This is a genomic window from Reticulibacter mediterranei (assembly GCF_016587455.1).
The window spans coordinates 5,980,645-6,005,128 of sequence record NZ_BNJK01000001.1 but is presented as its reverse complement, the minus strand read 5'-3'; the positions used below and the strand labels follow the sequence as shown (position 1 = coordinate 6,005,128).

General features: G+C 52.0%; 23 protein-coding genes. 6 read left to right on the top strand and 17 right to left on the bottom strand.

The features are described from left to right. Positions 1-56: 56 nt before the first annotated feature. Positions 57-1,217 carry a radical SAM protein gene (locus tag K3T83_RS25955; RefSeq protein WP_220205830.1) on the bottom strand — a complete coding sequence of 387 codons (1,161 nt, stop codon included), beginning with the start codon at positions 1,215-1,217 and terminating at the stop codon, positions 57-59. 53 nt (positions 1,218-1,270) lie between these two features. Between K3T83_RS25955 and K3T83_RS25950 the strand changes: the two genes are divergently transcribed. Then, complete coding sequence (locus K3T83_RS25950; protein ID WP_220205829.1) at positions 1,271-1,408, top strand: hypothetical protein; 138 nt, start codon at positions 1,271-1,273, stop codon at positions 1,406-1,408. Between the two features lie 32 nt (positions 1,409-1,440). On the opposite strand, the gene K3T83_RS25945 is transcribed toward K3T83_RS25950, so the two are convergent. The 6 genes from K3T83_RS25945 to K3T83_RS25925 all read right to left on the bottom strand — a co-directional run bounded on the left by K3T83_RS25945 (position 1,441) and on the right by K3T83_RS25925 (position 6,341). Then, positions 1,441-2,097: a nitroreductase family protein gene (locus K3T83_RS25945; protein WP_220205828.1), complete on the bottom strand. Its 657-nt coding sequence runs from the start codon at positions 2,095-2,097 to the stop codon at positions 1,441-1,443. A gap of 128 nt (positions 2,098-2,225) precedes the next feature. Continuing rightward, positions 2,226-2,609, bottom strand: coding sequence for an ACT domain-containing protein (locus tag K3T83_RS25940; RefSeq protein ID WP_220205827.1), 384 nt, complete (start codon positions 2,607-2,609; stop codon positions 2,226-2,228). A 42-nt stretch (positions 2,610-2,651) separates the two neighbouring features. Next, entirely contained in the window at positions 2,652-3,479 is an 828-nt protein-coding gene (locus K3T83_RS25935; protein ID WP_220205826.1) for a metallophosphoesterase family protein, read from the bottom strand. A 115-nt stretch (positions 3,480-3,594) separates the two neighbouring features. Next, positions 3,595-4,581 (bottom strand): serine/threonine protein kinase, encoded by a 987-nt coding sequence (locus tag K3T83_RS25930; RefSeq protein WP_220205825.1) that lies wholly within the window; start codon positions 4,579-4,581, stop codon positions 3,595-3,597. 94 nt (positions 4,582-4,675) lie between these two features. Beyond that, positions 4,676-4,804, bottom strand: coding sequence for a hypothetical protein (locus tag K3T83_RS57300; protein ID WP_268963476.1), 129 nt, complete (start codon positions 4,802-4,804; stop codon positions 4,676-4,678). Further along, a complete protein-coding gene (locus K3T83_RS25925) occupies positions 4,770-6,341 on the bottom strand; it encodes an APC family permease (protein ID WP_220205824.1) in 1,572 nt (523 codons plus the stop codon). The genes K3T83_RS57300 and K3T83_RS25925 overlap by 35 nt, the downstream gene beginning before the upstream one ends. A gap of 829 nt (positions 6,342-7,170) precedes the next feature. Between K3T83_RS25925 and K3T83_RS25920 the strand changes: the two genes are divergently transcribed. Beyond that, a complete protein-coding gene (locus K3T83_RS25920) occupies positions 7,171-7,407 on the top strand; it encodes a hypothetical protein (protein WP_220205823.1) in 237 nt (78 codons plus the stop codon). Positions 7,408-7,475: 68 nt separating this feature from the next. Here K3T83_RS25920 and K3T83_RS25915 read toward each other — a convergent pair whose 3' ends face one another. The 3 genes from K3T83_RS25915 to pdhA are packed head-to-tail and all read right to left on the bottom strand — an operon-like array spanning position 7,476 to position 10,847. Beyond that, a complete protein-coding gene (locus K3T83_RS25915; protein WP_220205822.1) occupies positions 7,476-8,765 on the bottom strand; it encodes a dihydrolipoamide acetyltransferase family protein in 1,290 nt (429 codons plus the stop codon). After that, complete coding sequence (locus tag K3T83_RS25910; protein WP_220205821.1) at positions 8,758-9,759, bottom strand: alpha-ketoacid dehydrogenase subunit beta; 1,002 nt, start codon at positions 9,757-9,759, stop codon at positions 8,758-8,760. Before K3T83_RS25910 ends, K3T83_RS25915 begins: the two co-directional genes overlap by 8 nt. A gap of 20 nt (positions 9,760-9,779) precedes the next feature. Continuing rightward, the gene (gene pdhA / locus K3T83_RS25905) at positions 9,780-10,847 is read right to left on the bottom strand and encodes a pyruvate dehydrogenase (acetyl-transferring) E1 component subunit alpha (RefSeq protein WP_220205820.1); all 1,068 of its coding nucleotides are present in this window, start codon (positions 10,845-10,847) and stop codon (positions 9,780-9,782) included. 584 nt (positions 10,848-11,431) lie between these two features. Between pdhA and K3T83_RS25900 the strand changes: the two genes are divergently transcribed. Continuing rightward, the gene (locus K3T83_RS25900) at positions 11,432-12,751 is read left to right on the top strand and encodes an acyltransferase family protein (RefSeq protein WP_220205819.1); all 1,320 of its coding nucleotides are present in this window, start codon (positions 11,432-11,434) and stop codon (positions 12,749-12,751) included. Between the two features lie 84 nt (positions 12,752-12,835). Here K3T83_RS25900 and K3T83_RS25895 read toward each other — a convergent pair whose 3' ends face one another. Then, positions 12,836-13,660, bottom strand: a complete 825-nt coding sequence (locus K3T83_RS25895; protein WP_220205818.1) for an aminoglycoside 6-adenylyltransferase — start codon at positions 13,658-13,660, stop codon at positions 12,836-12,838. Between the two features lie 149 nt (positions 13,661-13,809). Between K3T83_RS25895 and K3T83_RS25890 the strand changes: the two genes are divergently transcribed. The 3 genes from K3T83_RS25890 to K3T83_RS25880 all read left to right on the top strand — a co-directional run bounded on the left by K3T83_RS25890 (position 13,810) and on the right by K3T83_RS25880 (position 18,972). Further along, complete coding sequence (locus K3T83_RS25890; RefSeq protein ID WP_220205817.1) at positions 13,810-15,045, top strand: hybrid sensor histidine kinase/response regulator; 1,236 nt, start codon at positions 13,810-13,812, stop codon at positions 15,043-15,045. A 313-nt stretch (positions 15,046-15,358) separates the two neighbouring features. Beyond that, positions 15,359-17,158, top strand: a complete 1,800-nt coding sequence (locus K3T83_RS25885; RefSeq protein WP_220205816.1) for an ABC transporter ATP-binding protein — start codon at positions 15,359-15,361, stop codon at positions 17,156-17,158. Beyond that, on the top strand, positions 17,155-18,972 hold the full coding sequence (locus tag K3T83_RS25880; protein WP_220205815.1) for an ABC transporter ATP-binding protein: 1,818 nt from the start codon (positions 17,155-17,157) through the stop codon (positions 18,970-18,972). Before K3T83_RS25885 ends, K3T83_RS25880 begins: the two co-directional genes overlap by 4 nt. A gap of 79 nt (positions 18,973-19,051) precedes the next feature. On the opposite strand, the gene K3T83_RS25875 is transcribed toward K3T83_RS25880, so the two are convergent. The 6 genes from K3T83_RS25875 to K3T83_RS25850 form a co-directional block, all read right to left on the bottom strand. After that, a complete protein-coding gene (locus K3T83_RS25875) occupies positions 19,052-20,794 on the bottom strand; it encodes a serine/threonine protein kinase (RefSeq protein ID WP_220205814.1) in 1,743 nt (580 codons plus the stop codon). A 156-nt stretch (positions 20,795-20,950) separates the two neighbouring features. After that, on the bottom strand, positions 20,951-21,103 hold the full coding sequence (locus tag K3T83_RS25870) for a hypothetical protein (RefSeq protein WP_220205813.1): 153 nt from the start codon (positions 21,101-21,103) through the stop codon (positions 20,951-20,953). 93 nt (positions 21,104-21,196) lie between these two features. Continuing rightward, positions 21,197-22,192 carry a hypothetical protein gene (locus K3T83_RS25865; RefSeq protein ID WP_220205812.1) on the bottom strand — a complete coding sequence of 332 codons (996 nt, stop codon included), beginning with the start codon at positions 22,190-22,192 and terminating at the stop codon, positions 21,197-21,199. A 116-nt stretch (positions 22,193-22,308) separates the two neighbouring features. Further along, a complete protein-coding gene (locus tag K3T83_RS25860) occupies positions 22,309-22,719 on the bottom strand; it encodes a nuclear transport factor 2 family protein (protein ID WP_220205811.1) in 411 nt (136 codons plus the stop codon). 141 nt (positions 22,720-22,860) lie between these two features. Further along, positions 22,861-23,742, bottom strand: coding sequence for an LLM class F420-dependent oxidoreductase (locus K3T83_RS25855; RefSeq protein WP_220205810.1), 882 nt, complete (start codon positions 23,740-23,742; stop codon positions 22,861-22,863). A 66-nt stretch (positions 23,743-23,808) separates the two neighbouring features. Further along, the gene (locus tag K3T83_RS25850) at positions 23,809-24,141 is read right to left on the bottom strand and encodes a cupin domain-containing protein (protein WP_220205809.1); all 333 of its coding nucleotides are present in this window, start codon (positions 24,139-24,141) and stop codon (positions 23,809-23,811) included. Between the last annotated feature and the right edge of the window lie 343 nt (positions 24,142-24,484).

Below are 24,484 nucleotides of genomic sequence, written 5' to 3'. Positions count from 1 at the left end.
TTATCGCTCCACGACGAAAGGGAATTCCTACATTTCATATGCGGCGAGAGCAGAAGTTAGAACAGGCTTTGTTGTTGGAGAGGACGATGGCCGTTAAGCAAGATGTAGGGCGCGGCTTTTTCAGGGGTATGGATATTCAGGCGGCGCAGGTGAGATAATTCGGTAATCTTTCCTCGTCGCCGTGCTTGCAAAATGGCGTCGGCAGCGCTGGCCCCGATGCCTGGAATGCGTAGTAACTGGGTACGTGTGGCAGTCATGATTTCTATCGGGGTGTGGAGTAAATGTTGATCGGCCCATGCCTGTTTGGGATCAATCCGGGTTGGCAGGTTGCCGCTAGCTAAAAAGGCGAGATCCTTGACGTTCCAGCCATAATCGCGCAGGAGGAAACTGGCCTGATAGAGGCGATGCTCACGTAGAGGATCAGTAGCGGTAAGATTCTCAAATGGCGTCTGCACAATTGGAGAGAAGCCCGAATAATAGGCGCGACGCAGTCCCATCTCACGATACAGGCGCTGACTGAGCGAAAGTAGTTCCAGGTCGGTATCGCCAACCGCGCCGACAACAAATTGCGTGACGGTGTGGGCAAGCTGTTGCTCTGGATGTTGCTTGCGAATATCCACTGCCCATTGCAGCATGGTGAGCAGTTCGCGGGTAAACTCTTTCTTAGGTGCCAGCTCGTTCAGGCGTTCCTGCGTGGGTGCCTCCAGGTTGACGGAGACCCTATCAGCCAGTTGCATTGCACGATAGAGTTGATCGTACTCGATGCCGGGCAACACTTTGAGATGCACATAACCTTTGTAATGGTAGCGATGGCGCACCAGTTCGACGGCATCGATAATCTTATCCTGAGTGGTTACGCTGCCCTTGATGATGCCAGACGAGAGAAATAAGCCATCCACCTGCCCCGCTCTCTGCAACGTATCGAAGCCACCTGCCAGTTCATCAGGGCTAAATGTGATGCGCTTCGTCTTGCTGCGTCCCGCTCGAAATGGGCAATAGAAGCAATTACGTTCACAAGCAGTCGTTAAAAGTGTTTTCAGAATAGGTCGCCGACCTGTCGGGGTTGCGACGTTGGTAATACACTCCCCCAGGCTTTGCGATTGATATGGGGCGCGTCTCCGCTCGCTGAGCGGTTGATCGCCTGCCGGTTCATATTGCGTTGCTTCGCCCATCTGGGCAAGCCTGGTGATGGTATCTGGCTTGATAAAGGTCTGCATACCTCTATTATATAGAACGTATGTTTGATATGTCAAGCACGGGAAGAAGTCGCATGAACGTTGGAGCGAAGAGCGAATATGGCAGGGGCGATGGCTTGTCCTCGCCCTGGACCCTGCATGGGGAGGCGGGCGAGGACAAGCCATCGCCCCTGCCATATTCGGGTGATGCTTGCCGGGTACATCAATCATAGAGCTTAACAATTTGTTGCGACGATTCTCGGGATTACCAGCCGTTGATGTGCAGGACTGAATCTAGCGGTTCACGAGATGCCGGTTTGAAATCGGTGCCCTGGGTGTAGGCGACGGGAATCAGCGCGGCTTGGGTGATTTTGTCAAACGGGATGCCCAGGACTTCCGCCGCTTCCTGCTCAAACATGAGGTGTAAGGTGGTCCAGGCTCCTCCCAGGCCACGAGCGCGTGCCGCCAGCATAAAGCTCCAGGTTGCTGGCAAGATTGATCCCCAGGCACCAGCCTGTCCAACGGTCTTTGCGTTTTCATAGCGACCCCTCATACATGGGATCAAATGGATCGGTGCCTCGTGCATATGATCGGCCAGATACGTTGATGAATCGACGATCCGCTTTTGAATCTCCATGCGTTGAGGGTTGTTGCCATATCTTTTAGCGTTGGCCGCATCTGCGTCTTTGCGATAGATTGTGAATGCTCGTTTATAAATAGCTCCCAGCGCTTTGCGTTTTTCCGCGTCGGTCAGGACGATGAAATGCCACTGTTGCGCATTGCTGCCGCTTGGTGCTTGGAGCGCGATTTCCAGACATTCACGGATAACGTCCATCTCCACCGGGCGCGAGAAGTCGAGCCGCTTGCGCACTGAACGTGTCGTCGTCAGTAGTTGATCTGGCGTAAGATTTTGTAATTGCATGCTAAATCTTCTCCATTTGCTTCTCCAATAAAAGAAGCTCAGGTACTATAAATAGAGGATAAGCATCAGGGTCTATTTATATTGTACCTCATAGACATGGGCAAGAGCGTGCGCAAGCAATAATTTTGTTATCGTTGAATAGTATGGCCAGCCTGTAACAGCACATTGAGGGCATCTTGCAGATATGCCTCTTTAATCAGAATATAGTCGGTGCTATAGGTGGCTATGCCTAGAATGCTGATATTGGCTTCGGCCAGCGGAACGGCGAGCGAGGCATGAATGCCTGCCAGGGAAAAATCAAACTCGCCAATCACTTTTAAGCAATGCCATCCACGCTCCGCCTTCGCCTCTAGAGGCACATTTTCCTGGGGACAGACAACGGACAATTCCTCGTCAGTGTGCGTCAACGAGACGAAATCTCCCACCAGCGCCCAACTTGGAATGTATTTATCAGGATGCAGCTTACAGACCGCATACAACTGAGGTAGGAGAGTTAGCGTTAAATTTGGCATGGATTTTGGTTGCTCCTTTACGGGAAAAATAGAATAACATTATTACAAGCTCATCGTTTGAATAGTATTGAGAGCGTCGTTTGTTGTTGGAAGCTGATAGACGAAACCCGAGCCACCCAGGAATAAGCCACCATCGACGTTGACGCAGAGATCATCGGCGTAGATCCAGGGAGCATGGACCTTGTTGGGCGAGCAGTTTTGCATGGTATTGATCGGCGTATGCCCGTGTACCAGCCGTTTTCCGCCAAATTGTTTCAGGTAACGTTCGGCGAACTCCAATCCGTAAATGCCGCTCAGGAAAACGCCGCGCCGGGCGAAGTCTTCGAGCAACTCTTCCCAGGCCAGGGCGTCGCTGTGTCGCAGCAGATCGCGTACATTGGCGTTGACTTCTTCGATCGTACCGCCATATTTCAAGTATAGGGGAGCGTCGGCGTGCAGGAGCAGCGCGTCCTCAACCAGCGCCATTGCAGGCAACTGAGCCATCCATTCGAGATGACGGGGCGTGAGGCTGGCGATATCCTTGCGATTGCCGCCGTTTTGCTTCCAGCGAGTAATAAAATTGCTGCCAAGTCCGGTCGAGCGCCTGCCGAAGCGGTAAGCTGCCAGGAGCAACATCTCATGATTGCCCAGGAGTGAAGAGACATTGCCGCCCACTTGTGCCGCCTCCTGTTGCAAGCGCATCACCAGATTCATTACGGCAATACCATCTGGCCCGCGATCAACAAAATCGCCCATAAACCAGAGCGTCGTTTGTCCTCCGCTCCAGGCGTGAGATGCATCGATCAGGTGAGCGTCCAACAGCAGTTTTAAAAGCTTCTGTAGCTGACCATGAATATCACCTATAACATAGACGCGTTGAGTTGTTGACATGCTCCCACCTTCCATCTGAACAGATATAAAAAGCACAACATGCAGAAAGTGTTGATGCGTCTGCTGCTAACGTGGAGAGATGAGCGCCTGATTTTCCCTTGTATGCCTCGACCTATTAATGGGCCGCGTTATGGAGAAATTGTACAAGGAAGCCAAAGGCGATGATTGCCAGACAGATGGCAATGATGATCAGCGTGGCCGTAATCACCATGCGACCGGAGCGATTCATCGCCGGGGTTTCTGGTGTATACGGAACAGGCTCGACCTTCTCCAGATTGCAGAGATCGTGCAATAGATCGTTCATGCTCTGGTAGCGCTTATGCGGGTCACGGCGGATGGCCTTCATCACCACAGTTGCCAGCGCTGGTGAGAGGCGCGGGTTGAAGTCGAGGATGGAAGGTGGATCTTGCGAGACGTGTTGATTCATGACCGCAAAAATATTCTCCCCATCGAAGGGCGTTTTGCCACACAGCATCTCGTACAGTATGATGCCAACTGCATAGATGTCGGAACTTGCTGCTCCCCGTTCGCCTTTTAGTTGTTCGGGGGACATATAGTCCGGTGTGCCAACGGTACTTGAAAGACCGCGCCAGGTAACGCGCCGTGCGCCTTCCAGCAGAGCGATCCCGAAATCGATGATTTTGATCGAGTCATCCTCTTGCAGCATGATGTTCTCCGGTTTGATGTCCCGATGGAAAACACCATGTTCATGGCAATACTTCAATGTATCGGCAAGCTGGATTGTGATGCGGATGGCCTCGGCAACCGGTAGCGGATCAGGGGCATGGTCCTCAATGATCGCTCGTAGTGTGCGACCCTTGATATACTCCATGACCAGATATTCCTGCGAACGTTTCTCATCCATATTGAGCAGGTGTTGCACATGTGGATGCTTGACGCGCGTACCGATCTCGGCCTCACGTCTATAACGTTCAAAGACGGCCACATCACCGATCAAATCGTCGTTGGGAAATTTCAAGACCACTTCTTGCTGGTTCAACATATCGCGGGCAAGGTAGACACGGTTCATGCCACCATGCCCAAGCATGCGGATGATCTCATAATGGTCGACCTGCGCACCTGGTGCATATGTTGCAGTCATAGACTCTGTGGGCCTTTCAGATAGTTAGACAACAGGGTCTCGTGCCTCTAGTATAGCATACGAGAGGTGGTGTCACCAGAGACGAAATCGACATTCATTGAGTTAGCGTGTGTGATCGAGTGGCAGCGGCAGTTCCCCAGCGTGTTTTCGCCGGGGAACTGCCTTTGGGCGAGGCCAGATGAGCGGGATTAATTGCCGCCAACTGCACTGATCGCTCCTCCATCTTCTGCACTCTTCAGCTTCTCATCTTTATGTTCCGGGCTATACAGGATTGGAAGCCCTGTGATGAGCTTGCGGATGTAGAGATAGCCGAAGCCGATCACTAACCACGCTAGCGAGAAAACCCCCGCAATGACGGTGTTTGTTTGCGATGCACCTCCTGATGTGATGGCATAATACAGGACGCCAACGAGCATAAGAATATTGAGCGCCGCTCCCAGTACGGGGGCGATAACGGTATTGAAGATGCTGCGACCTGCGATACCTACGAAGGCGACAACGCAGATGATGCAGGTCATCCCGTAAAGTAGAAATGTGCCGATGTTCGAGATCAATGTGACCTGTGTCAGCTTATTGACATCCAGCACACCGTATGAGCCGACGATAGCAGAAATGACTGTCAGGACGATAACGCCAACGTGGGGAGTGCGAAAGCGACCATGCAGGAACCCGAAGATGATCGGCAGTTCAGTATCTTTGCCCATCGCGTAGGTCACACGCACACCTGTATTCAGGCAGGAAAGCGAGGTACCAACCAACGCGATCACTACGCTTGCCGCCAGGATCATGGCATAGGCCAGGCCGTTGCCGCCCAGCAGAGCATTGCCCAGAATTTGTGCCATATCACCAATAGGCGCTGCTGAGGCGTTGGCAGCTGCGAAACCCGTACCCGCCGCGCTTTTATAGGAGTCGTTGATGACAAAGTTAGCTGCGAAGTATTCGAGAAAGTAGAAGATGACGGCCTGAATAACCAGCGAGAGCAGTACGCCACGCGGGATATCGCGACCAGGATTCTTGGCCTCCGCCGCGAGCGCTGTTGCCGACTCAAAGCCGACCACCAGCAGGATCGCGATGGTTGACTGGAAGATGAGACCGCCGAGATCGTGAGGCATGATGACGCTCAGGGCGCTGGGATGCAGGTAATGAACGCCAGGATGGGTAGCGCGATAGACGATTGCCAGGATCGAAAAGCTAACGAGCGCGAGGATCTGAATAACGTTGATAATGATGTTGGCAACGGTTGCGCCCGTCACACCAATATACGCAATCACGCCGACGATGCAGGCGAAAACGATACAGACCAGCACCTCTTGCCAGGGCGCGCCAAAGCTGGGGGCAAACGTCTGAATAATGTAGGTGATAACCAGGCCCATAAAGGCAACCATCACCCCTGGATAGATCCAATAGTAGAGATGAGAGGCCCAACCGACGAGGAACTTGCTCAGCCGCGCGTACTTAAAATGCTTGTGTTCTTCTTTGTGCAGAACAGCCGCTTCAGCAAAAAAGTACGAGCTGCCAGCTCCCGCTTCGGGATAGCGTTTGGCGAGGGATGCATAGGCAATAGCAGTGAGCATAGCTATCGCCGTTGCTAAGAAAACCGAGAACCACATGTTAGGCGCTGATCCTGGCACTGCCTGGATCTGGTATGTGGTCCAGAGAAACGCGCCGGGGGCGATCAACGCCATTGCGTTAATCGTCACTCCAGTAAGACCTAGTGTGGGCTTCATACCGCCGCTGTCGCCTGATGATTGCGCTGCCATGTCATCGTCCCTTTCTGAAAGTAGTGAGAAATAAATCCACATGACCGTATGGCATCATTACCACTCATGCAGCTATCATCGCTGAGAAGAAGCTTCCCGATGAGGGAGGAGAGATGTTCTCCCTTCACTCTTTAAGTATACGGAGCCAGTGGTTGCTAATCATAGGGATAATCCATCAAAAAAAGTAGTGTTATATTTTGTACATTCTGCACAAGAACAAATAGAGAAACTATCGCAATGAGGATACTCCCAGAGGAAATTTTGAGCGAAGATGAAGAAAATTTGAGTGTTCATTGAGGGCTATTGTATAGTCTGCCCATGTCGTTGCCTGGCAAAGAAACGGAAGAGAACATGGTATGATATGACCATAAAAACGAACTGATGAGATGAGAAGATATATATATTTTATCTATGCGGTGTCATACGCTTATATAAATTTATGTATGGACTTTCTCTCCTGCATTTGTTATTCTTTCTTGTATAACGGAGTAAAAGTTCCCTATAAAAGAGCAAGGTTGCTTATTTCGGCGGAATGGACTCTGCACTCCCTTTTACTCTGTTATTCCCCCATTTTTCTATCCCTGTGCTCATCCTTAACCAAAAAGCGAACTTCTCTATCTTCCTCCAGGCCATTGTGCAGAGTAACTAAATGATGGTCAAAAAAACTGTATAAATATGACAAGTATTTTGTAGACAAAGCGGCCTCCTATACCGTATTATAGGTACATACTGATGTGTCAGAAGAAAAACTGAGTTGTTGTTCTATCTGCCAGTGAATGCAAGCATATGGACGCTCTTTCAAAGAAGAAGCGGGCAAAGGAGAGACACGATGATGTCGCAGGATCGTATAAAAGTGGGTCGTATCCAGTCCTGGATGGACGAGAATGGCAGCCTCAAACTGTATAGCCATCAGGTGGGAGTTTCTGGTGGTGTCAGTTGCAGCCTGAGCGCGGAAGAGGCGTTAGGATTACTCGATTTGTTGTCGCGCCATCGTGAAGTTATGGACGAAAAAGCTGCTGAAGCTTATGTAGACTATACTGGCGGCTGGATCTCGACTGGTCACTAGCACATAAAAATAAACGGCCCCTCCTGAAGATCTTCAGGAGGGGCTTTTGTTTGCGGAAAGTATACCCGCTAGCCCAGGAGCGAGTAGGGGTTTTGCAGCAGGCGCTTGACCTCTTGCAGGAAGCGAGCGCAGGCGGCCCCACCCAGCACGCGATGGTCGGCGGAGATGGTGGTGTTCATCATATCGCGCACGACGGGCTGACCATCGACGGGAACGAAGACCTTGCGGGTTGCTCCAATCGCCAGAATCCCCGCTTCAGGCGGATTGATGATCGCCTTGAACTCTGTGACATCCATCATGCCCAGATTGGAGATTGAGAACGTGCCACCGCTCATGTCGTTCACGGTCAGCTTGTTGTTGCGAGCTTTTTCGGCCAGCGCTTTTGTCTCGCGGGCAATGCTGCGGACGCCCTTGATGTTAGCATCGCGGATGACCGGGACTACCAGACCATTCGGCACATCAACTGCCATGCCAATATTGATGTGTTTATGGCGCAGGAACTGATTGTCCTTGTAGGAGCTATTCACTTCCGGGAACTTCTCCAGAGCTAGCGCGCACGCCTTGATAATCAGGTCGTTGACGCTGACCTTCACGCCGCCCTCACCTGCCGACGCATTGAATTGCTGGCGCAGGGCCAGAGCATCGGTCATGTCGATCTCATTGCTGATGTAGATATGTGGGACCGTCTGCTTGGCTTCGGTCAGGCGGCGCACAATCGTTTTCTGCATGTTGGTGAGCGGAATGATCTCCACATCCTCGGCTGCGACTGCTGTTGGAGCGGGTTGCGCTGCTGGTGTCGTTGGCTGAGGCTCGGCAACAGGCTGTGCAGCAGGTGCGGCGGTGCGTTGCTTCTCAAGATAATCTTGCAGATCGTCGCGCACGATGCGTCCACCGGGGCCGGTGCCTTGAATCTGTTGCAGATCGATACTGTGTTCTTCTGCGATGCGGCGAGCCAGCGGCGATACTTTGATTCGGCCACCATCTTTGCTGGTTGTTGATGCTTCTCTCGTGCTAGTGTTGCTTTGAGGCGCGGCAACTTCAACAGGGGCTGCGGGCGCGCTTTGTGCAACCTTTGCTTCCGACTTTGCTTCTGTTTTGGCGGGAGCGGCCTGTTTGGTTCCAGCACCGTCTCCAACGATGGCGATAGCCTGCCCGATGGGGGCAGTTTCGCCTTCCTGTACGAGAATCTGTTCAAGGATGCCAGACTCAAACGACTCGATCTCCATGTTGGCTTTATCGGTCTCGACTTCGGCCAGGATCTCTCCCTTTTTGACCTCATCGCCCGCTTTTTTCAGCCAGTGCGTGATCGTGCCTTCCTGCATGGTATCGCTCAGTCTGGGCATGCTGATTTCAGGCATGACTATATCTCCTTCGGCGAGGGGCAAGCTCGTTAATGGCTTCGAGGAGCTGTTTGGCACCGGTTAATGCGGCTTGCTCCAATGGTTTTGCATAGGGTAAAGGAACTTCGGGGCTGGCAACACGCTTGATCGGTGCATCCAAGTAATCGAACGCCTCTTCCTGAATGGTGGCGGCGATCTCTGCGCCCACCCCATACGAGCGCCAATCTTCCTCAAAGATGATGGCCCGATTGGTCTTCTTCACGGAATTGACGATGGTCTCAGTATCCAGGGGGCGCAACGAGCGAATATCCACGACCTCAACGCTGATCTGATTCTCGCGCTCAAGTCGCAGTGCAAGATCGTAGGCGGCCTGTGCCATGCGCAGGTAGCTCACGACGGTCAGATCGGTTCCTTCTTTCAAGATTCTGGCTTTGCCGAAGGGAATCGTATAATCGCCTTCAGGCACCTCGCCCTTGACGTTATAGAGGTTGACGTTTTCCAGGAAGATGACCGGATTGTTGTCGCGAATAGACGTGCGCAACAGACCGACCGCATCAGCAGGAGTCGAGGGGGCAACGACTTTCAGGCCCGGCACATGGGCGAACCAGACTTCCAGGCTTTGTGAGTGCGTGGCTGAAAGCTGCTGGCCCGGTCCTGTTGGAGTACGAATGACCAGTGGAACGGGCGTTTGCCCACCAAACATGTAGAAGATTTTCGCTGCGTGATTGATGATCTCGTCCATCGCCAGGATGATGAAGTTAATCGTCATGATCTCGACGACGGGACGCAAGCCCAGCATCGCGGCACCCGTTGCAAGGCCGACAAACCCATTTTCGCTGATAGGAGTATCAACAACGCGCTTGGGGCCAAATTCTTTGAGCAGTCCCGCTGTGATTTTATATGATCCTTCAAATACGCCAATCTCTTCACCCATCAGGAAGACATTCTCATCGCGTAGCATCTCGCTGCGGAGCGTATCGTGGATTGCCTGTCGAATAGTAATTTCAGCCATAAAAGCTACTTTTCCCTCTCTTATTGAGCATTGCTCGTGGTCTGCTCGTCGGCATAGATATAGTCGAAGAGGCTTTCCACTGGTGGGAAGGCACTTTCTTCGGCGAAGCGAACCGACGCGTCAACATCCTGTTGGGCCTGTGTTTCTAATTCCTGTAATTGAGCATCGGTAGCCAGGCCAGCTGCTTTCAGACGCTCTCCAAAGAGGGTGATGGGATCGCGGGAGCGTCCACGCTGGACCTCCTCTTTGTCGCGATAGCGGTCCGGGTCAATGACAGAGTGGCCTCGGAAGCGGAAGCTGACAGCTTCGAGGAGATAAGGTTCCTGTTCTTTGCGAGCAAACTCAACGGCGGTACGCATGGCATCGCGCACGGCCAGTATATCGGTTCCATCCACGCGGGCGCTGCGCACATCGGCCATGCAGCCCTTGCGATAAAGTTCGCCAACGGCGGAGCCTTCGTCAACGCGCAGGCCCATGCCGTACTGGTTGTTCACAACGAAGAACACCACTGGCAGATGATAGATCTTGGCAAGATTGAGTGATTCGTAGAATGGTCCGCCATTGGTCGCGCCATCGCCCATCTGGCAGGCTACGACCTCTTTTCCTTGGCGATAGGCAACGGCAAATGCAGCGCCGACCGCCAGTGGCACCTGTCCACCAACGATGCCATAGCCACCGAGAAAGCGGCGCTCGCTGTCAAACATATGCATCGAACCACCTCGCCCCTTCGAGCAACCGGTGACTTTGCCGAACAGTTCAGCCATCACAGCGTTTGAGGTGATGCCGCGACCAAGTGCATACCCATGTTCGCGATAGTTGGTATACACATAATCGTCGGGGCCGAGACCTGTGCAAAAGCCGACAACGGTGGCCTCTTCGCCGAGATTCAGATGGCAGTATCCGCCAATACGCGCTTTGGTGTACATCTCGCTCGACTTCTCCTCGAACAGGCGGATATGCACCATCTGATAGTAGTAGTTCAGCAGGGTCTCTTTATCCTCATTACCTGGTAATGTTACTGTCCCCTGCTTGCTGCTGGCGGTAGTATTGTTTTTTACCCCTGGTTGTTTTTTCTGTTCCGTATTCATGACGGCTCCTGGTATTTTCTTAAAGCTACAAAGTGTGAGTGAGTCGATTGCTCGCGTCCTGACATAGCGTTGCTTTCTCTACCTTACACATCTATCATACGTCGCCCTATAGCGGGCCGGTTCCCTGTGACTACGTTCACTCTTCATGGGATTGGTTTCCTCACATGTATGATAGCCCCTCGACACGTCTTTTTGCAAAAGATTGCCCGTCTGGGTGAATAATGTAGCCCTGCCTCCCCTCCACAAGCGAAATAGACGACGACGGTTATGATACTGGTACACAATGAATCTTGTAGTCGTGCCAACTAAAGATGATACTATTTCGCTCGCAAAGGTGCAAGTCTCCATAGGTGTACATAGTACACTGACTCATACCATGACCTATAGTAACTTGTCAACAGCCCGAGCGCCTGTGTCCGTCTTTGTCCTCGCTGCGTTATAGATAAAGGGGAAGTTCTGACCAATTTCTCTTATTGCTGTCCTCGCTTCCCCAAGTTTATTCGTGTACCAAAAAGAAGGTGTGGCGGTCATGCCTTTACTATTATTACGTAAAACTCTTATTTTTGTAGGCAGGTGGGTGTATATTGATTGCTCATTTCCCAAATCCGGTTCAGAAAAATGCGATTGCAGTTCTGGATGGTGTTCGTGCTATTGCGTGTCTCTTAGTGATTGTCTACCATGTGAACCTTCAAGCTCAGTTCGTACATATATGGCCGCGCGATCAGATCAGTCCAGCCGTTGGCTCCCTTGCAGTGATGGGGTGGACCGGCGTGACGCTGTTCTTCATACTCTCCGGCTTTTTGCTGTTCATGCCCTATGCAAAGGCGCTGATAATGGGAGACTCGTGGCCCTCAGTGCGCACGTTCTTCACGAAACGCGTCTTGCGCATCTTCCCGGGCTACTATGCTTCGCTCTTCCTGATTGTGCTGTTCGCGCATCCTGAGTACTTCCAGCCAGCACACTGGCGCGAGCTGTTCCTGTTTCTCATCTTCTTCATGGACTCCGATACAGCAACCTTTCAGCGCATCAATGGTCCTTTCTGGACGCTGGCGATTGAGTGGCAGTTCTATATGCTGCTGCCCTTCCTGGCGCTCGGTTTCCGCTGGCTGCTGAACCGCTTCAAGGTCCAATGGCGCGTGCCAGCGCTGATTGGCTGTCTGTTGCTGATGATTGCCTGGGGACTCTTTACGCGCTATTGGGGCAACTACTTTTTTGCCCATTCCGACGCAACTGTGCTGATGCCGCGCGAGTCCTTCAACTATGTGCTGTTCTTTCTCTATGGCGTGGGTGGCAAATTTTTTGAGGATTTCGCCATTGGCATGCTCATTTGCCTCTGCTACGTCTACACGCGCAACGCCTCGCGTGATCACTGGCTCACCATGCGGCTGTGGCGTGTCTCGCCCTTGCTCTGGTTGAGCGGCCTGCTCTGGTTATTGTTTATGGCGCTGTGGCCCAATGTTCCAGCCCTCGCCTTTCTGGAGCCGTATATTGCCCGAAGCGGCTGGCTGGTGGAGATTGGCTTTGCGCTGGGGTATGGTCTCTGTATGATGGCTCTGCTCTTCGGCCCCTTTGAGCTAAAGCGCCCGTTTGAATGGATGCCGTTGCGCTGGGTTGGTGGCATCTCGTACAGCCTGTACATCTGGCATCTGCCCATCATCTTTGCGTTTATGGCCTATGTGTTCCCTTATGTGCAGAGCTGGCACGATGGCGTCGTGTATGCCCTCTTCTGGGTCTGTGTGGCCCTGGTCGTCTTCCCGTTCTCCTACGCCTTCTATCGTTTCCTTGAATGGCCCTGGATCAAGAAGGGAAGCAAGCTGAGTACAAAAGAGCGGCGGGCAACATTGCCGCAAGCTCAGGAGCAATCGGCGGAAGATGAGAGCCGTTATGCTACAGCTAGAAATTAGTAAGTGATCTTCAAAAGTCGTAGTCGAGCGATTTATCGCGGTCTTCCACTTTTCTGCGATAAATCGCTCGACTACGACTTTTGGCTATATATCTGGTCCAGATAGCATTTCCTGGGCGTGGGCGATCCAGGCGAGCAAGGGATAACGACGTTCCTGATAGCCCGGCACCCATTGTTGGGCCAGGCTATCAAACTGGATGCTGCAATCTTTGACGGTTTCGAGGATGCCCAGCGCCGTATACAGGTGGCGTGTCTGGTTCAGTTGAGCGATGAAATCATTACCCATACCGCCCTGGCGATGGTGACTCGTGCCGTATGTGCGGTCCCGCAGCATCATCGCCAGGATGCAGAGGTCTTGTATGAGTTCTAGCGCTAAATGGGTAGCAATCAGCAGGTCGTTGCGCATCACTTTGCTGGTAATAAGCATGCCTTTAAACCAGAACTGATTGCTCATATGCTTAAAATCTGCCGAAGTTATCTGCGGCGCGGCTGGCGGCCCGACCGTGATGTGTGCCAGATTGTCATCAACAACAGGTGAGCGCGAAAAGAGTAGCCTTGTCGCCGTGCTGTGGATAGGCTGGTCCAGAAAATGTGCCTCTTCCACGAATGTACAGTCGATACGTCGAAAATCGGTGAAGCAGGCGCGTGTGGTGCCACCGTGAGCATGCGTCGATTGGTCGAAAGTGTAGAGGTCGCCCAACGGTTCTAACCAGGAGAGCGTGGGAAAAAACGTTGAGAGCTTCTCATCGGAGACAACTAGCGTTATATCGATATCGCTCCAGATATCGGGCTGAATAGCGGGATTGGCGTATGAGCCTTTCAAAATCAGCGCTCGCACCGCCTCCTGTGGCTCCAACAATGTGACCAGATCGCGCACCGCTGTCTCTTGCCATTGGCCCTTCTGAATCATTGCACTTTGCTCCTCTCTTCTCTGAATTGTACCTGTATATCCCCTCTGTATATCCTAACAGCTGCCGCCTGTCTTTGCGGAGACGAAACCATTCTATCAGGCTGACTCGTATCTTAAATAAAGAATAGAGAGAGGGGCCATTTATAACCATGACCGGTACACCATATATTCTCGTTGTGGATGATGATCCTGCATTATTGCGGGCATTGCCACAAACGCTTTATCTACGGATAAAAGAGATCAAAATTGACACCTGCGATTCCGCTCAAAAGGCTTTAGAATTAGCCAGACAGTATGATTATGATGCGATTATCAGTGATATTAAGATGCCAGGCATGGATGGGCTAGCGCTCTTAAAAGAGCTGCGCGAGATACGCTCTGAAACGCCAGTTTTACTTATCACCGGTCATGGTGAGCACGACCTGGCAATTCAAGCGCTGCGCGGTGGCGCTTATGATTATATCCTCAAGCCGGTTGATCGCGATACCCTGGTGGCGGCGCTGCTGCGTGCTATTCATGCGCATCAATTGCAGCGGAGAGTCACGGAGCAGCATATTGCCCTCTCAATGCATGCAAATGTGTTGGAGCAGCAGGTACAGAAGCGTACAGCAGAGCTTGAGGCCGCCAATGCCACCAAAGAGAAGTTTATGAAAATCGTTGCCCACGAATTGAAAGCTCCATTGGAGAATTTAAAGGGGATGACGCAGCTCTTGCAACGGCAACTTGATGCAGAGGTGCCTGGGGATGTACTCAAGCAGGGATTGGCGGATATGGAGCATTCTGTTGAGCGCACGGAGACGCTGGTGCAGGACTTGCTGGACAGTTCACTGATGGATACCAATATGTTTGTGTTACGCCGCGCACCTCACGACCTGGTCGATCTCTGCCATCACCTGCTCGATGAATATACATTGGGAGTTGGGCCAGCCTTCACCTGTGAATTTCGCGGCGATCTGGTTGAGGCCGAAGTTGATGCGGACCGCTTACGCCAGGTGATTGTGAGCTTGCTGGGCAATGCGCAGAAAGAGGCACCTAAAGGCTCACCGATTACTATCACGTTGCAACAATCGGGCTATGAGGCGATTATTTCGATTCGTGATGTAGGCGATGGACTTCCTCCCGACTTCGTGACGCAAATTTCAGAACAACTCTCTCGGATGCCTGATGTCAAAGCCTATGGCCCACATGCCGGGTTGGGCCTGGGTCTGTATGTCGCACGCAAGATCGTGGAGCGACACGGGGGCCATATTGATGTTCAGAGTACGCAAGGTCAAGGTAGCCTGTTTTCCATCCACCTGCCTTTATATGTAGATGCGAACAAAACGCAGATCGACGCCCAAACATTAGAGATGCATACGCAGGCAGTCTGGACCCTCATTCATTAAGCCGCTTTGTCCCTCAAAAGGATTGACAGGCTTTGTGAGCTTATGCTACCATTGCTTCTATGAGCGTATGAAATCTATCAAAAATATAAGAGCATTTTCTTCTTGTCTATGAGCTGTTCTACTGGCTCACGCATGTAGTCTACGTAAAAGGGATCTATCCAACCTCTGCAACGAGGGATGATTCATTCTCTATGACGAGACTATATGTGCCTTTCTCTGCATGCTGTAACACTTCTAAGCAATCAATAATAAGCGGTCCTCGCTGCTGCCTGCAAAACAGGTCGATTCGCGTGGTAAGAAAAGGATGTTCTACATGCATATCCCGTTGGGAGAATATCGGCAATTGCTCGTGACCTATCTTGCCCCTCAGTGGCGTCGGGTCGCCTTGCTTGCGCTCTGCCTCCTGGGAGGGATCGGGTTGCAATTGCTGAATCCACAACTATTGCGTACTTTTATTGATGCTGTGACCTCGCCGCACGTGCCGTCATTTCTTGTTCAGATCGCGCTCCTCTTTATCGGCGTGGCGCTGGTGCAACAACTTGTGACTATTGCGGCGACCTACCTCAGCGAACGTGTGGGCTGGACAGCCACCAATGCGTTGAGGGTTGATCTCGCGTTGCACCTGCTCCGCCTGGATCTTGGTTTTCATAAGGAGTATACGCCGGGAGCGTTGATAGAGCGGGTTGATGGTGATGTGACGGCGTTGGCAAACTTCTTTTCGCAATTTGTGATTCGTATCTTTGGCAATCTGCTGCTGCTAGTTGGTATCTTGATTGTGCTGATGTGGATAGATTGGCGGGTCAGTCTGGCATTGATCCTCTTTGCCGCGATTGTGCTGTTCGCCTTGCTTGCGGTGCGCAACATCGCCACACCGCATTGGAAAGCGTTCCGCGAGGCCAGCGCGAATCTCTACGGTTTTCTGGAGGAGCGTCTGACCGGAACAGAAGATATCCGTTCAAATGGTGCGCAAAGCTATATGTTGCGCCGCCTCTTTACCCATACCCGCGAACGCCTGCGCACTGCGTGGAAAGCACGGCTGATCGGTGCCGTTCCCTGGGGCTTGCCTATCTTGCTTTTTGCGTTTGGCAACCTGCTTGCTTTTGTGCTGGCGGCATGGCTCTATCGGGCAGGCGTGATGACGCTTGGCACTGCTTTTATCATCTACTACTATACGCTCCTGATCTATCAGCCAATTATGGGCATTATGCAAGAGATCGAGGATTTTCAACTAGCAAGCGCGGGTCTGGTACGCATCCGCGAGTTATTGCGGGTGAAAAGCAGTCTGGAGGATGGTCCTGGCGTGACCTTTCCGGCAGGGCCGCTGGCCGTTGAGTTTGAAGATGTGAACTTTGGCTATGGCGAGGAAGAGATGGTGATTAAAGATCTGTCGTTTCGCATTGAGCCGGGCAAGGTGCTGGGCCTGTTGGGGCGTACTGGTAGCGGCAAAACTTCTCTGACGCGCCTCATCTTTCGGCTTTACGATCCCGCGACAGGTAGCATTCGTCTGGGCGAACAGGATATACGCTTTGCCGCTATCGCTGATCTGAGAAAGCGCATCGGCATGGTGACGCAGGATGTGCAACTCTTCCATGCAACTGTCCGCGACAATCTGACCTTTTTTGAGAAGAGCATCAGCGACGAACGCATTCTCCAGGTGCTTGAAGATCTTGGACTGATGGGATGGTATAACAAGCTGGCCGATGGTCTGGATACTATGCTTGCAGCTGGTGGCGGTGGCCTTTCGGCGGGTGAAGCGCAACTACTCGCCTTTACCCGCGTGTTTCTGCGCGATCCAGGATTGGTGATTCTGGATGAAGCCTCTTCACGATTGGACCCGGCGACGGAGAGCTTGATTGAGCGGGCGGTGGATAAGCTGCTCAAGGGGCGTACCGGCATCATTATTGCGCATCGCCTGCATACGATTCAGCGTGTCGATACGATTATGATTCTCGATCAGGGGCGTATCAGTGAATGTGGAGAACGGGTACAGCTTGCCGCCGATCCAACGTCGCGCTTCTCTCGCCTTTTGCAAACGGCACACGAGGCTAACGACATGGTGGAGGACGTTATTATCCCGTCTCGATCCATCAGCACGAAGGGAGAGCAGATATGAAGGGTTGGCAATTCTTCTGGGGTTTGATCCGCTTTCGGCCCTGGCTCTATTTTCTCAACTGTTTCTCGATCATCATGCTCATGCTTTTTGATATGATCCTGGGCTTTGTGGCGCGTGATTTCTTCGATCGGCTCAGTGCGGGGCCACAGGCCGATATCCCGTTCTGGTGGCTGGCCGCCCTCGTGCTGGGTAGTGCGCTGGGACGCATCGTTTTTCTCTACGGTTGCCAGCTAACCAACGCGCCGTTTATGTTCACCAATTCGGCATTGCTACAAAAGAACATTTTTACGCGCATTCTGGAACTTCCCGGAGCGCGGGCGCTCCCGGCTTCGTCGGGCGAGGCAATCAGTCGTTTGCGCGACGATGTGGACGATAACTCTACGTTCTTGATGGGCTTTAATGACCTGATCGCCTTTATGGTCTTTGCGTCGTTCGCCTTTGTCGTCATGTTTACGATTAACAGCTGGATTACCCTGGCCGTTTTTGTGCCACTGTTGCTCGTCACTGCCGTTGTCAATACAGTTGGACAGCGGATTCGGCGGCGCAGGCGCGAGAGTCGAGAGGCGATGGGCGATGTCACGGGCTTTCTGGGAGAACTATTTGGAGCTGTGCAGGCGATCCAGGTGGCGAGTGCTGAAGAGCGCATTATCGAGCACTTTCGCCGACTGAACAATGTGCGCCTTGAGAAAACTGTGCGGGATCGTTTGCTCGATCAGGTGTTGCAGGCATTTTTCGCTAATACTGTGAGCGTGGGAACCGGCGTCATTCTGTTGTTAGCAGGACAATCGATGCATGCAGGAACATTCACGCTTGGTGACTTTTCGCTCTTCGTCTACTATCTGGGCTGGCTCACTGAGTTCACGGCTCACTTTGGCAAGATACTCACCGGGTATAAGCAGGCGGAGGTCTCCGTTGAGCGACTGCTGACGCTGTTAAGAGGAGCGCCATCAAAGAGCTTAGTTGAGCATGGTCCTGTTTATACGAAGGGAGCGCTGCCAGAGGTGCCGGCTCTGTTGCTACAGGATGACGATGCGCTGAGTCAGCTAGACGCTACCGATCTTACTTACCATTATCCCGATACCGGACGCGGCATCGAGGAGATTGATTTGCATATTCGGCGTGGTACATTGACGGTCATTACGGGCCGCATTGGTTCTGGCAAGACAACGCTCTTGCAGACATTGCTGGGATTGTTGCCAAAGGAACGAGGCGAGATCACCTGGAATGGCCGCGTTGTTGATGATCCCGCGACCTTCTTTGTGCCGCCTCATAGCGCTTATACAGCACAGGTGCCGCGTCTGTTCAGTGATACCTTGCACGACAATATTCTGCTAGGACTGCCCAAAAACGAGCAAAATCTCAACGCGGCGTTGCAACTGGCGGTGCTGGAGACAGATATCGCAGAGATGGAGCAGGGATTGGAGACGGTGGTTGGTCCGAAGGGCGTGCGTCTGTCGGGAGGGCAGATCCAGAGAGCGGCTGCGGCGCGCATGTTTGTGCGTCCGGCGGCCCTGTTTGTCGTGGATGACCTCTCCAGCGCGCTTGATGTGGAGACGGAGGCGCTCTTGTGGCAGCGCATCTTCGCCCAGAGCGATACAACGGTGCTTGCCGTCTCGCATCGTCGCGCAGCCTTGCGCCAGGCCGATCATATTCTTGTATTGAAAGATGGAAAAGTGGAGGCACAGGGTACACTGGACGAACTCTTGCTGACGAGTGCAGAGATGCAGCGCTTATGGCACGGGGATATCGATTCCAATGCTGATGATCGTCAAGATGAGGAAATCCAGACGTTGTTGCCAGAGTTCGACATTTGAGAACTCTGGCAACAAAAAACGTTCTCTATTAAGAAACCGATATGGAGAGAGGGGTTGCCTCGCTCCTTTCATATTAATTTTAATTGATATCGCAGTTATATGAAATGGTAACGGCATTCGCGGGGCCAGAAAAAGTGATAGACCCTTTTTTGCTTGGATGATAACAATCTCCCTGAGAGGAAATAGAAACGTGTACGGTATCACCAGCATTCAAAGTACCTGAAGATGGGCTTATCCCTATGCTGGTAGGTTCGCAAGTGGTGTAACAACCTTGCACTGCATAGGAGCTTGACCAGTGAATAGCTCCTGGATTACCTGATGAAGTACTCAGTGTTATGGGGCAAATGTAGCTGGCTTCACTTGACACATAAGTACATTGGCTGGAGCTACTTGGTATCGCCGTTGAACTCGCCACCAATTTTAGTGGGACTGGTGCTGGCGTAGGAGTAGGCGGGATGGGTGTAGGAGTAGGAGTAGGCGGAATCGGTTTGACATCCGTGATGCGTGTAGGCGTTGATGCGGTGGTCGGACTGGCTATGGTGGTCAGGGTAGGCATTGCGGTGTTTGTTGGTTGCAATGGTGCCTGTGTTTTTGCTGAATGAGCATTTTGCCAGGTCCAGAGCGAAGAACTGACGACAACAACGACAAGTATTAGAACTAGCGCAGCTACCGCTACGCGCCGCGTTGATCCCGTAATGCGCGGCATGAGAAATCCGAATTTATCTATCTGTGTTCGTTCAGGCCGAGAAGATAGTCTTGAATGATTGTTCGATGCAATTGGACTGATTGCGGGCAGATTCGCCGGGACAATGGTAGTGCCTTGTGGCTCGTCCCCTCTCTGAACGTGATTAGCTGAGGGCGCGTGTGGGCTGATGGGAATGTTGTCTTCTGCGATCTTCGTAGGAGGGAGAGTAGCATCAGAGGAATTGGATGTGGGACTTGCTGCCTCTTGCATTGCTGATGACATGACAACTTGAGTTGCTGGAGGCGTCGATGCAAGAGGTTGTGTAGAGGTAGATAGAGCTGCCATGAATGCTTCGACATCTGTATGGCGATCCTGACGTTGTTTGCTCAAGGCTTTGAGAATGGCCTGATCGATTGATGGCGGCAGTTGTGGATTATACTGGATAAGTGATTGGGGGGTAACATGTACATGTTGATACATAAGTGCAATTGGTTCTATGCCATCAAAAGGAGCGTGGCCGGTCAGGAGTTCATAAGCAATGCAACCAAGTGCATATTGATCGGTTTCCTTACTGATCTGACCCTGGAACTGTTCGGGAGCCATATAGCGTGGTGTACCGGCATTCGTCACATATTTGACGCTGGCTGTCGCAAGCATCGTTGCGAGGCCGAAATCTGCGAGTAAGGCCTCTTTCTTGCCATTGAAAAGGATATTCTCTGGCTTGATATCACGATGGATGATATTCTGCTGGTGTGCATGTTGCAGTCCTTGAGCAATCTGTGAGAGGATGGCCAGCGCTTCTTCTAACTCACATAGTTGCCCCTGATGTTCTTTCAGATACTGGCGCAGAGAACCGCCTTCCGCGTATTCTGAGACAATATAAGGCATTCCATCGTGGATACCTACATCTAGAATAGGGAGAATAAAGGGATGTTGCAGGAGTTCGAGAATCTTTGCCTCGTGCAGAAATTGTTGGTGTTCTTCTGTGGAAGAAAGTGGCACTGTATGCATTAATTTGAGCGCAACAGTGCGGTTGGCAAGCACATTGTGACGGGCTAGATAGACTCGTCCAAAAGAGCCATATGCGATGATAGACAAAACATGATAGTTGCCTATAGTAGTATTCTCAACACCCATATATATCCTCAACAATATCTATAAAAAATAGTTATCAATAGTAGAAAATAATATCTTTTCAGATGGGCGAATGGGATGGAAAACGGTGATGGCTGGGATTCACCGTTTTCTAGTATAGTGGAGCGGAACGAAACGTGCAAGGGGGGAGGGGCGCTTTCATGAGGTAAGAAAGATTCCTCCCATGATTGCCAGGAATTTCAGGGGTGATCCCTCCTGTGCCAGGATAATTCCCAGCACGGTGCGGTTGCCCACTAATTCTAGCAGGGATATGCCCGGGTAGACTACGAAGGCAAGCGTTTTCTTCGTCATCTAATTCTCTTCTCCTTTTATTTTGTATGAGCCTACGAAACTCCTGGCTTATCTCTCGCCCAATCCCACTCTCTACACTCTTTTTTCTCGCATCTAAACTATTTTAGCATTTGTACGTGCATGAAGCACTATTACCACTACCGTCAGCACCACTGCGCTGATCAATATTGAGAACGCATTCAACGTATCAGCATCAGGAGCGATGAGCGGTTGCGCCCGCAACGCTTGCCATACGAGCAATCCCACCACTCCCAGATACCCCGCACCCACCGTCCAGACCAGCGCCACCCGATGGCTATCTCTCAACAACCTTGAGCGGCGCAGGAACAGCCACCAGAACAGCGGCAACACCTGCAACGCATGCAACCCAACAAAGTGAGGAATGCGCAGATCTCCGCCCTCCGTACTCCATCCAACAAACGGCAAACCCGGCCCTCCGTCGAGAACACCGACACTATGAGCACCAATAGTTGAGGTATGTCCTTCAGTTCGCAGCATCTCCAATTGCTGCGGGGTTGGTCCCCTTGTCATCAAAAATGCCGCTGCCATGCCCACCAGGGTAATGAACATACTCAGCCGCAACGTCCATGTAAAAGCGAGATCTTGCTGACGCTGGAGCAGCAGCAAGATGGCAGCGACTATACCCATGACGAATACCAGAGCGATGAAAACAGCCATAATCAGGAAAAGGGTTCTATCCAGTGGCGTATTATTATTGAAATGGCTGGTCGTTCCTCGTATAACCTGCCCAACAATAATCACTATCTCAACCGTCAGAAAGACCGCAGTCCCATTCGCCACCATGCTTACTAGCCGTTTCTGTCCTTTAATAAAACTGAGCAACCACAGGAGTGTAAAGCTATAAATACTGATCGAAATGGCAAATTTGGCTGGCTTTACCCACGCTGGCATTCCTGTAATAATCCTGTGATCAACGACAATGCCTCCTAACGCTGCCAGTAGCACCAGCACATTCGTCATCCCTACGAGAGTCAATAGTGGATGAAGCGCGAAACTCTCTTTGAAGAAATGAAGCAAGCGAAAGCGCGTTGTCTTACCGAGTGGCTGAGAAGATGTTGTATCAAACACCTCGCATCTCTCCTTGTATTACTCCAGATTTATTGTTCCACCAACGCTACCGCGTCAGCCCCGTCTCGTTCATGCCGATTGATAGCGAGTATCAGTCGTAGGATACCTCCGAACCTCTAGGGCTGCGGGGATTGTGTGAAAGTCGGTGGCTGACCAATGCTACAGTAGTGCAGACTTGCCAGTTGCCATGTTTCTTGTTGTTGGACAAACACCAGGGTTGTGCGCAACTGAGCCTTAACACCATGTCCACGAGCGATTGAGGTCTGGACATAGCTGCCGGTCAGGATAGCTACTCTACTGTACATGTGGACCTGAGCATCATCCAGGTCCAGCGTCTCGTACTTCAGTTCACCGGACCGATGTCGCTCAAGCCACTGCTGCTTGTTTAACAGAAAGCCAAGTGGCCCTATTCCAACGAAGTCATCGGTGAGGGTTTTCTCAATAAAGGTTATGTCTCCGCGCAATTCAGCAGCAGTCCAGGTGTCTGCCAGTCGTATAATCTCTTGCTCCATCTGCTGTCTATTCATGAATGAATCCTTTCTTGATCTCTTTCAAGCTATTTCGCTAATGATATAATCTTCTATCGCAGAAAAGCGATAATTTCGGTGTTGACCTCAGCCGATCTCTCTTGCTGCGTCCAATGACCACAACCGGGCCTCTTTTTGTATTTATAGCTCTGCAACAGCAGGAATAACCTCGCGACCGATCACCTCTAGCTGCTTGATCTGGTACACATGCGGGACCACACCCAGGACCGTCTCAATGCCCATAGCGGCGAGATCTTGTAGTTGCTTGATCAGTTCGCCAACCCTCGAACCATCCTCGCCCACATCAAAGGCACCCGCACACGTCTTCTCGATCGCATGGTAATCCCGTCCCTCAGCCTCACAATGCTGGCGCAAGATCTCCAGTTTCTTCGGGATATCCGGGCCGGGGCGTAAATTGCAGGCACTGGCATACCGTGCGACCAGGCGCAACGTCCTTTGCTCGCCACCGCCAGCAATCAGGATTGGTGGATGAGGCCGGGTGAGGCTCTGGGGCAGGTTCAGCGTGCGGCCGATGCGGTAATGTTTCCCCTCGTATGGGCGTTCATCTCCCTGCTGGCCCTGCCACATGCGCAGGCAGATCTGGAGCATCTCCTCCAGGCGCTCATAGCGCTCTTTGAGCGCTGGGAAGGGAAGCCCGGACGCGTGTGCCTCCTCTTCGTAATCGCCCGCTCCAATACCCAGCCAGGCCCGACCTCCGGAAAGCACATCCAATGTCGTGACCGTCTTTGCTAGCAAAACCGGTGCCCAGTAGGGAGATGCCGTGGCGAGAGCGAGAAGCTTGATCCGGCTAGTGTGCGCGCACAGGTAGCCCAGGGTCGTATAGCCCACCAGCATTTCCCGCTCTGGCCCGTTCAGATGGTGACTTTGCCACACGTGATCTGGCACACTGATGCGATCAAATCCGCTGGCCTCAGCGGTTTGGGCAATCCGAGCTAGCGTGGGGCCTGCCTGGTCTGCTCCTACCGGCCAGTGAAAATCATACAGATGCAGTCCTAGTTTCATGTTCTTTAACTCCTCAGAAAGAATGGAAGAGATTCCCTGGACGAATGCGGCCCGGTCTCTCCTGTCTCATTCCTCAAGCCATTGCTGGATGACCTCTTTGCCAGGATGAATATTGATCATCTTGAGCTGGTCCGCTCCTGAATTGACGAACTTGTGGGGAAGATGAGCTGGTCCGATCACGACATGCCCTTCCTCTACTTCTCTGGTGGTGTCACCCAGAGTAAAGGTTGCCCGACCCTCCTGTACCACAAAGACCTCTTCGTAGGGATGAACGTGCAATCGAGGACCCTGACCGGGCTGCGCCTGGACCCAGAAAAATGAAATGGGAACACCCCCATACTCCTTTCCTTGAAACAGATGCCCTGGACCAAGCTGCCCTCTGGGAATGATGTATTCCATGTTTTTTCTCCTCTTCGCTCATCAGAGATTTTTGTATGATCACCGTGCCCAGTATACCTGCAACCAGCGGGTGTTAGCATCACCCTAAAAGGATGATTCTGGCGGGTGAGAGAAGAACAGCGGGAGTGTGAAGATGGCGAGGGAGAACAGGAGCTTCCAGTATAAAGTGGCCGATTATTCCGCCACGAGCTGGTTCTGACGGTGCATGATTGCCAGAGCATGCCGCGCGTTCATCACATGTCGTAATCACCCACAATGGGTGATGTGGGTTTGGAGGTTCAGTTCTATACTATTGCTGTTTCCTGGATCGCAGTGGAGGGATGTGCACAAAAAGTCAGGCGAA

Bases quoted from the DNA above. Each gene is read 5' to 3' on its own strand.
- K3T83_RS25945 (WP_220205828.1), bottom strand. From the start codon at position 2,097: ATGCAATTACAAAATCTTACGCCAGATCAACTACTGACGACGACACGT.
- K3T83_RS25920 (WP_220205823.1), top strand. From the start codon at position 7,171: ATGATGTCGCAGGATCGTATAAAAGTGGGTCGTATCCAGTCCTGGATG.
- K3T83_RS25880 (WP_220205815.1), top strand. From the start codon at position 17,155: ATGAAGGGTTGGCAATTCTTCTGGGGTTTGATCCGCTTTCGGCCCTGG.
- K3T83_RS57300 (WP_268963476.1), bottom strand. From the start codon at position 4,804: ATGGAGGAGCGATCAGTGCAGTTGGCGGCAATTAATCCCGCTCATCTG.
- K3T83_RS25850 (WP_220205809.1), bottom strand. From the start codon at position 24,141: ATGGAATACATCATTCCCAGAGGGCAGCTTGGTCCAGGGCATCTGTTT.
- K3T83_RS25955 (WP_220205830.1), bottom strand. From the start codon at position 1,217: ATGCAGACCTTTATCAAGCCAGATACCATCACCAGGCTTGCCCAGATG.
- K3T83_RS25875 (WP_220205814.1), bottom strand. From the start codon at position 20,794: ATGGGTGTTGAGAATACTACTATAGGCAACTATCATGTTTTGTCTATC.
- K3T83_RS25915 (WP_220205822.1), bottom strand. From the start codon at position 8,765: ATGCCTGAAATCAGCATGCCCAGACTGAGCGATACCATGCAGGAAGGC.
- K3T83_RS25890 (WP_220205817.1), top strand. From the start codon at position 13,810: ATGACCGGTACACCATATATTCTCGTTGTGGATGATGATCCTGCATTA.
- K3T83_RS25910 (WP_220205821.1), bottom strand. From the start codon at position 9,759: ATGGCTGAAATTACTATTCGACAGGCAATCCACGATACGCTCCGCAGC.
- K3T83_RS25870 (WP_220205813.1), bottom strand. From the start codon at position 21,103: ATGACGAAGAAAACGCTTGCCTTCGTAGTCTACCCGGGCATATCCCTG.
- K3T83_RS25860 (WP_220205811.1), bottom strand. From the start codon at position 22,719: ATGAATAGACAGCAGATGGAGCAAGAGATTATACGACTGGCAGACACC.
- K3T83_RS25895 (WP_220205818.1), bottom strand. From the start codon at position 13,660: ATGATTCAGAAGGGCCAATGGCAAGAGACAGCGGTGCGCGATCTGGTC.
- K3T83_RS25885 (WP_220205816.1), top strand. From the start codon at position 15,359: ATGCATATCCCGTTGGGAGAATATCGGCAATTGCTCGTGACCTATCTT.
- K3T83_RS25935 (WP_220205826.1), bottom strand. From the start codon at position 3,479: ATGTCAACAACTCAACGCGTCTATGTTATAGGTGATATTCATGGTCAG.
- K3T83_RS25930 (WP_220205825.1), bottom strand. From the start codon at position 4,581: ATGACTGCAACATATGCACCAGGTGCGCAGGTCGACCATTATGAGATC.
- K3T83_RS25940 (WP_220205827.1), bottom strand. From the start codon at position 2,609: ATGCCAAATTTAACGCTAACTCTCCTACCTCAGTTGTATGCGGTCTGT.
- K3T83_RS25950 (WP_220205829.1), top strand. From the start codon at position 1,271: ATGAACGTTGGAGCGAAGAGCGAATATGGCAGGGGCGATGGCTTGTCC.
- K3T83_RS25855 (WP_220205810.1), bottom strand. From the start codon at position 23,742: ATGAAACTAGGACTGCATCTGTATGATTTTCACTGGCCGGTAGGAGCA.
- pdhA (WP_220205820.1), bottom strand. From the start codon at position 10,847: ATGAATACGGAACAGAAAAAACAACCAGGGGTAAAAAACAATACTACC.
- K3T83_RS25925 (WP_220205824.1), bottom strand. From the start codon at position 6,341: ATGGCAGCGCAATCATCAGGCGACAGCGGCGGTATGAAGCCCACACTA.